Source organism: Modicisalibacter radicis (assembly GCF_900961225.1).
Classification (GTDB): domain Bacteria; phylum Pseudomonadota; class Gammaproteobacteria; order Pseudomonadales; family Halomonadaceae; genus Modicisalibacter.
Genome location: NZ_CAAHFN010000138.1, coordinates 1 through 452 on the forward strand (window position 1 = coordinate 1; position 452 = coordinate 452).

Sequence of the window (452 nt, forward strand, 5' to 3'; positions counted from 1 at the left end):
CATTACAATAACGCTTGATTAACGCTATTTTATTAACCAACTGAGCTTTGGGTGAATTAGTTTGACCAAAGCTCAGTAAAGTTACTGATAGTATAAAAGCATACCAGACACGAAAGCCATATAAGTAGACCAAGGCTTATTTATATTCAGTTTTATTTTATAGCTATGTAGCAAAGCAAGGCGGTAAAGCACGACTCAGAGGTAGAGTCGCGCATAAAAGTTATAGTTTTTCTATTAGTGCTTTAAGAGTTGGTCGTTGGCTCATATCTGCATTCATACATTGTTGAGCAAGTGTTGTTAACTGTGTTGCATCGCTCGTAACTTCAGAACACACGCTCAGTAAATCATCAATTAAGCAGCCAATCGCTCTGACTGCAATACGCTGCATTTGTTGGCGCTGATAGTCGGTCAGAGAGTCTAAGTTAGTTGCTGCGCCAAAGTCACCAAACAAT

The 452-nt window shown here is 39.2% G+C and carries 1 pseudogene; it reads right to left on the bottom strand.

What is annotated here, in order from left to right:
- Positions 1–220: 220 nt before the first annotated feature.
- Positions 221–452: pseudogene (locus tag HR9077_RS21960) on the bottom strand (hypothetical protein); the annotation flags it as partial.